Annotated in this window: 5 protein-coding genes; all 5 read right to left on the reverse strand. The window is 70.6% G+C overall.

Going from position 1 to position 5,424, the window contains the following annotated elements; genetic code table 11:
• Window positions 1-387: YveK family protein (locus ON39_RS34865; protein ID WP_040740572.1), on the reverse strand; the 387-nt coding region annotated here is incomplete at its 3' end.
• Window positions 378-1,778, reverse strand: a complete 1,401-nt coding sequence (locus ON39_RS34870; RefSeq protein ID WP_040740573.1) for a hypothetical protein — start codon at window positions 1,776-1,778, stop codon at window positions 378-380. The genes ON39_RS34870 and ON39_RS34865, both read right to left, overlap by 10 nt.
• 9 nt (window positions 1,779-1,787) lie before the next feature.
• Window positions 1,788-2,792, reverse strand: coding sequence for a CgeB family protein (locus ON39_RS34875; RefSeq protein WP_040740574.1), 1,005 nt, complete (start codon window positions 2,790-2,792; stop codon window positions 1,788-1,790).
• Window positions 2,789-4,171 (reverse strand): lipopolysaccharide biosynthesis protein, encoded by a 1,383-nt coding sequence (locus ON39_RS34880; RefSeq protein WP_040740575.1) that lies wholly within the window; start codon window positions 4,169-4,171, stop codon window positions 2,789-2,791. The genes ON39_RS34875 and ON39_RS34880 overlap by 4 nt, the downstream gene beginning before the upstream one ends.
• Window positions 4,164-5,345 carry a glycosyltransferase family 4 protein gene (locus ON39_RS34885; protein WP_040740576.1) on the reverse strand — a complete coding sequence of 394 codons (1,182 nt, stop codon included), beginning with the start codon at window positions 5,343-5,345 and terminating at the stop codon, window positions 4,164-4,166. Before ON39_RS34885 ends, ON39_RS34880 begins: the two co-directional genes overlap by 8 nt.
• Window positions 5,346-5,424: the final 79 nt, after the last annotated feature.

A 5,424-nucleotide genomic window follows, 5' to 3' on the forward strand; every position in this document is an offset into this window, starting at 1 on the left:
GGCGAAGTCGCGCGCGCCCTCGGCCGAGGACGCCTGCACGGTGACGACGATGTTCGTCGTGGCGGGCGGCGAGAACGCCTTGATCTTGCTCTGCACCTCGCCGACCGACATCTTCAGGCCGAGGTCGTCGATGACGCGCTTGGCGACGGTGGCGCTGGTGGCCAGGTCCAGATAGGAGCGGACGCGCTGCTGGGCGGCGAGCCCACCCTGGTAGGAGTCGTTCACCGAGGTGCCGGTCGCCATCGACACGTACAGGCTGCTCGAGGCGGTGTAGGTGGTGGGCAGGGTGCTCAGGTATCCGGCCGACGCGCCTAGGCACAGCACCACCACGACGACGATGATGACCCAGCGGCGGCGCGCGATATGCCAATAGTCGATCAACCCCATGGGGATTCTCTCTTTTCGATGGTGACTGCCCCGACGAATACTGGTGCCGCGGCGGGTGCGCGCACGGCGGGTGACGCCTCGGCCGTGGTGCGGCGCCGATACTCGCGCACCACCAGCGAGATGAGCCAGGCGAGCACGGCCGCCTGCAGGAACTTGCCCAGATTCTCCATGCTGCCGAGGATTCCGCGTTCGAACAGCGCCGAGGCGCCGGTCAGCGCGAGCCCGAGCACCACGACGGGAAAGAAGCGCGAATACAGCGCCTTGGCCCAGGCGAGCAGCAGCAGAAAGGTGAACGCGGCGCACACGATGACGCCCGGGTAGCCGCCGAGCACGTAGCCCTCGTTGAGGTTGCCCTCGGCCAGCGAGACCGACACCTTGGTCATGTCCACCGAGGCGCCGCGCACGTCCTGGGCCCACGCCGTGCCCGACTGGAACTTGGCCGCGCCGAGCAGCTGGGAGGGGACGAGGCTGGCCGAGGCGTGCCGCAGCGTCTCGGCGGGCGTCAGCCACAGGCCGGGCTGGTGGAAGTAGGCGTCGGTGGCGGCCTCGAGCAGATCGAAGCGCCGCAGGATGCTGAGGAACGGGTGGACGATCGGCGGGTAGCTCGAATCGGCCAGCGACGCTTCGGCTTTCACGTACTTGGTCTGCTTGAGCGACTGCAGCCAGCCGAAACCGCCGATGCCGAGCACCGCGATGACGCCGACCCCGATTGCCTTGGCCCTGGTCCACCCGAGGATCGCGAACCGGACCGCGATGGCCATCGCGGCGCCGATGATCGGGGTCTTCGACTCGACGATCGCCGTCCAGGCCAGCTCGCCGACGAGCAGCCCGCCGATGATCAGCACGGTCAGCCGCGGGGTCGCCGGACGTACGAAGATGATCAGCCCGAGCGCGGCGATGGTCGCCAGGATGGCGACGAAGGACAGGATCGGGCTGGCGCTGTCCACGTCGCCCGCGCTGCCGATGGAGCCGGAGGCGATCGAGGCGGCCCGGCCGAGCAGCCCGACGCAATACATCGCGGCGAGCGTCGGCACGAAATCCGGGTCGCGGGTGAGCGCGGGCAGCTCGCGGGGCGGGTGCCGTCGCGCCCAAAGGGCATAGGCGACAACGAATCCCGCGTACACCCAGAGCCCGAAGACGACATGGTGCAGCACCAGCGCGATGCCGCGGTCGTAGCCGAACTGGGCCAGCCTCGGATCCGGGACATTGTCGCCGAAGTGCGGATCCGGCTGCACCCACAGCAGCACCAGCGGCCGCGCCACATACGACAGCGACCAGAAGGCCGCCTGCGCGATGAGGAACACCCGCGCGACGCCCGGAACGCGCGTGGCGGCCACCGCGAGGGTGGCCAGCGCGAGCGCGATCAGCGCGACCTCGGTGGCCGCGCTCACGACACCGTCTCAACTGATCGCATGGATGATCTCCCGCGCCCGGTCGACGTAGCGGTGGTTGCCCGCGAGGATGCGCTGATATCCGGCCTCGGCCACGGCGGCCGCCTTGTCCGGGTGCGCCGCGCACCAGTCGAGGACGGCGAACAGCTCGGCGGCGTCGGAGAAGAGGAAGCACTCGGCGGTGTCCTGCAACAGTTCCGCGTGCTCGTCGGTGCGCTCGCCGACGAAAAGGCCGCCGGCCGCGGGCACCTCGAACGTGCGGCAGGTATGGGTGTCGCGGTTGTCGGAGTTGAGCAGCACCAGGTTGGCGGTGACACTCGCCACAGTCTCCGAGTACCGCTCGCCGTACACCGCGCCGCCGACTTCGGCTCCGGTGGCACGCAATTCGGGCACCCGCCGCCAGCCCGGCCCGCGGATCAGCATGCGGGAGCCGTGCGTGCGGGCCAGCCCGATGAGATCGGCTCGCCGGTCCGGGCGGCACACGCCGATGAACCCGACCAGGAACTGCCGGGTGCCGCGCCGCGCGGCGGGGTGATGCCAGGCCGGGTCGTAGGCGCTGCGCACGAACGTGACCGCGCGGGCACCCCGCGCGCGCAGTTCGGCCACGTTGTGACGCTTGGTGGTGACGATGTGGTCCCACTCCGCTTCGTGCGCAAGGTATTCCGGGCTGGTATTCGCCGGGTTCGCGACATCGTCGGGGCTGTAGTGCACGTGTAGACGCGCGGGGAGGTCGAGCAACCGGCGCTGGTCCAGGTGCACGCCTTTGAACGCGAACACCATGTCCGGCCGGAATTCGGCGGCGGCCCGGCCGATCTCGGCGTGCAGGCCGGCCACGTTCCACGGCGCGCGCCGCCGGGCGAGCTTCGAGTAGACCCACGGCGGAGACAGCCTCGGCGGCAACGTGACCCGGGTGGTGTCGACGACCACGACGTCGTGCCCGGCCTGCCGGAAACCGTCGGCCAGCGAGTGGGCGTTGCTGCCGACCCAGTCGTCGCCGAGGTACAGAATTCTCATGACCCGCCCTCCTCCCGCATGAGCACAATCGCGGGCCCCGCGGCCTGCGTTACCCGCTCGCGGTTGATCAGCGTCCGGATGCGTAGCAGATACCAAGAGGCGACGGTGAATTCGACGACGACGGTGCCGTAGACCAGCGTCCACACCGAATGCGTGCGGAACGCGATGGTCAGCGCCGCGGCCGCCACGCCGGTGCCGATCACCGCGCCGATCAGCACGCCGGTGGTGTCCTGGCGCACCGGAAGCACGGCGGTGGTGATGAAGGAGGTGACCGCGGTCGCGGGCAGCACGAAGGTCTCCACCCGCAGCAGCCCGATCGCGGCGGTGAAGTCCGTGCCGAACACCAGGTGGATCAGCAGCGGTGCGCTCACCCACACCGCGGCGGCCGCCACTGTCGCGGTGCACACGCAGGCCAGCAGCGCCTGTAGCGCGTGCCGCCAGAAGTTGTCGTCGGCGCTCTTGCGGGCCATGCGCGGGAGCAAAGCGAAACCGATGGGGTCCAGGGTGGATTGGATGGCGCGGACCAGGCGGTCCCCGGCGGAGTACAGGCCGAGCGAGACCGCGTCGAGCACCGCCGAGTACACCGCCGCCGCGCCCTGCCCATAGGTCGTCACCAGCAGCCGGGACGTGAAAACCGGTGCGCCGGTCCGTAATACGATGCGCACGTCGCGCGGTTTGGCGGGCGGGCCGAAGGTGCGCAACGAATCCCACCACGTCAGGACGACGGTGGGGATGGACGAGACGAGCAGGCACAGCACGGCGACCTGGGCGTTGGGCATCCTGGGCAGCACCGCGACCAGCAGCACGAGATACCCGATGCGGCCGACGGCCTGGTAGGCGGTGGAGGCGCCGAAGCGGCCCTGCCCGATGAGCAGCCAGTCCTCCGAGACCGACCAGAACCCGCCCGCGAACAGCCCGAGCAAGATCATCTCCAGGTGCACCGGCGCGCCGACGGCGTAGCTGAGCACCAGCGCCGTCCCGAGAAGGCCGAGGGTGCCCGCGCGGATGGCGAGGTAGTCGCCGCGCAACTGGTTGATGTGGCGCAGGCGGTCGTCGCCGAGGCCGGCGTCGTGCACCCGCGCGGCCAGGTAGGAGGTGATGCCGAGATCCACCAGCAGCGAGCCGATGAAGTAGGCCGACATGCCGATCGCGAGCAGGCCGAGCCCGTGGGTGCCGAGCACGCGCGCGATCAGCGGCACTGTGACGATCGTGACGACGTACTGCCCGTACTTGCCGAAGCTGACGTAGCCGATATCGCGGATGATGCCGAGAAAACCGTGGCGGCGGTGGGTGTTTCGGCGCGGAGGTGTGTCGGAGGTCTGGGTCGCGCCGGGGGCCTGTGGCTCGTCCGGGAGGTTCGGCGCTGCGTGTTCAGCCATGCGGGGCTCTTTCCGGGGAAGGTGGTGCGCCCGCCGCTTCATTGCGTTGTGCGAGGTCGTCGAGGAAGGCGGCGACCGTGCGCGCGGTCTCGGTGATGTCGAAGTCGTTGGCGCGCAGGCGAGCCGCCGTCGCCAGCCTGGTGCGCAGGCCGGGGTCGCCGATGAGGGTGTCGAGCGCGGCGGTGAGTTGCCGCTCGTCGCCGCCCGTGACGAGCAGGCCGTGCACCCCCGGTTCGATGATCTCTTCGGGGCCGCCCGGCGTCGAGGCGATGACGGCGCAGCCCGCGTGCATACCCTCCACCACGACCTGCCCGAACGGCTCGGGCAGCACCGAGCTGTGCACCAGGATGTCGGCGTCGCGCAGGTAGGGCGCGGGATCGTCGACGTGTCCGGTGAAGGTGACCGGCAGCGCGAGTTCGCGAGCGAGGCGTTCGAGCTCGGCGCGGTACGGCTCTTCGTCGAAGAACGTGCCGCCGATCAAAAACACCTGCCGCGGCGGCACTTTCGTCGCCGCCACCGCGCGCAGCAGCACATCCTGGCCCTTCCACGGCGACAGTCGCCCGACCACGGCGACCACGGTGTCGGCGGACGGACGCTGGCCGGGTCGCGGCGCGTCGGGGCCGAGTTCGACTCCCGGATAGGCGATGCGGGCCGGCCTGCGCCCGGTTCGCAAGGTGCGCAGCGTCGTTCGGCTGTTGGCGAGGTACCCGCGGGCGAAGAGCCGGCCGAGCACGTGCAGCACGAGGGTCGGCAGCCGCCCGAAATAGTCGGCGGCGAGGCGATCGTGCACCTGCCACACCAGCGGAACGCGGGCGCGCCGCGCGGCGACCGCGCCCAGCACCAGCGCCTTGCTGCTCTCGGCGACCAGCACGTCCGCGCCGAGTTCCCGCGCGGTGGCGCCCAGCGTCCAGCCGAGCCGCAGCAGGGCGGCGAACCCGGCGACCAGGCGCAGCGGCCCGGACCCGATGGTCATCGCCCTGCTGTCGAAACGCCCACGCACCACCCGGGTTTCGATGCCGCGCTCGCGCATGCGCTCGACCATCGGGCCGTCCTCGGTGTAGACCATGGCGACGTCGAGCCGTCCCTGCTCGCGCAGGGCCGAGACGAGCCGCAGCGTGGCGAGCTCGGCGCCGGACGGCGCCGCGGTGTGGGTGAGGAAAACTGCTGTGCTCATTGCGTGATCGCCCGGTACATCGCGAGATGTCGCCGCGCCGTGACATCCCAGGAGAAGGTCTCCGCGTGCGCCCGGCACT

The sequence above is a fragment of the Nocardia tenerifensis NBRC 101015 genome (assembly GCF_000308715.1).
Classification (GTDB): domain Bacteria; phylum Actinomycetota; class Actinomycetes; order Mycobacteriales; family Mycobacteriaceae; genus Nocardia; species Nocardia tenerifensis.

Excerpts from the sequence above, each read along its gene's own strand:
- ON39_RS34875 (WP_040740574.1), bottom strand. The coding sequence starts at position 2,792 with ATGAGAATTCTGTACCTCGGCGACGACTGGGTCGGCAGCAACGCCCAC.
- ON39_RS34880 (WP_040740575.1), bottom strand. The coding sequence starts at position 4,171 with ATGGCTGAACACGCAGCGCCGAACCTCCCGGACGAGCCACAGGCCCCC.
- ON39_RS34885 (WP_040740576.1), bottom strand. The coding sequence starts at position 5,345 with ATGAGCACAGCAGTTTTCCTCACCCACACCGCGGCGCCGTCCGGCGCC.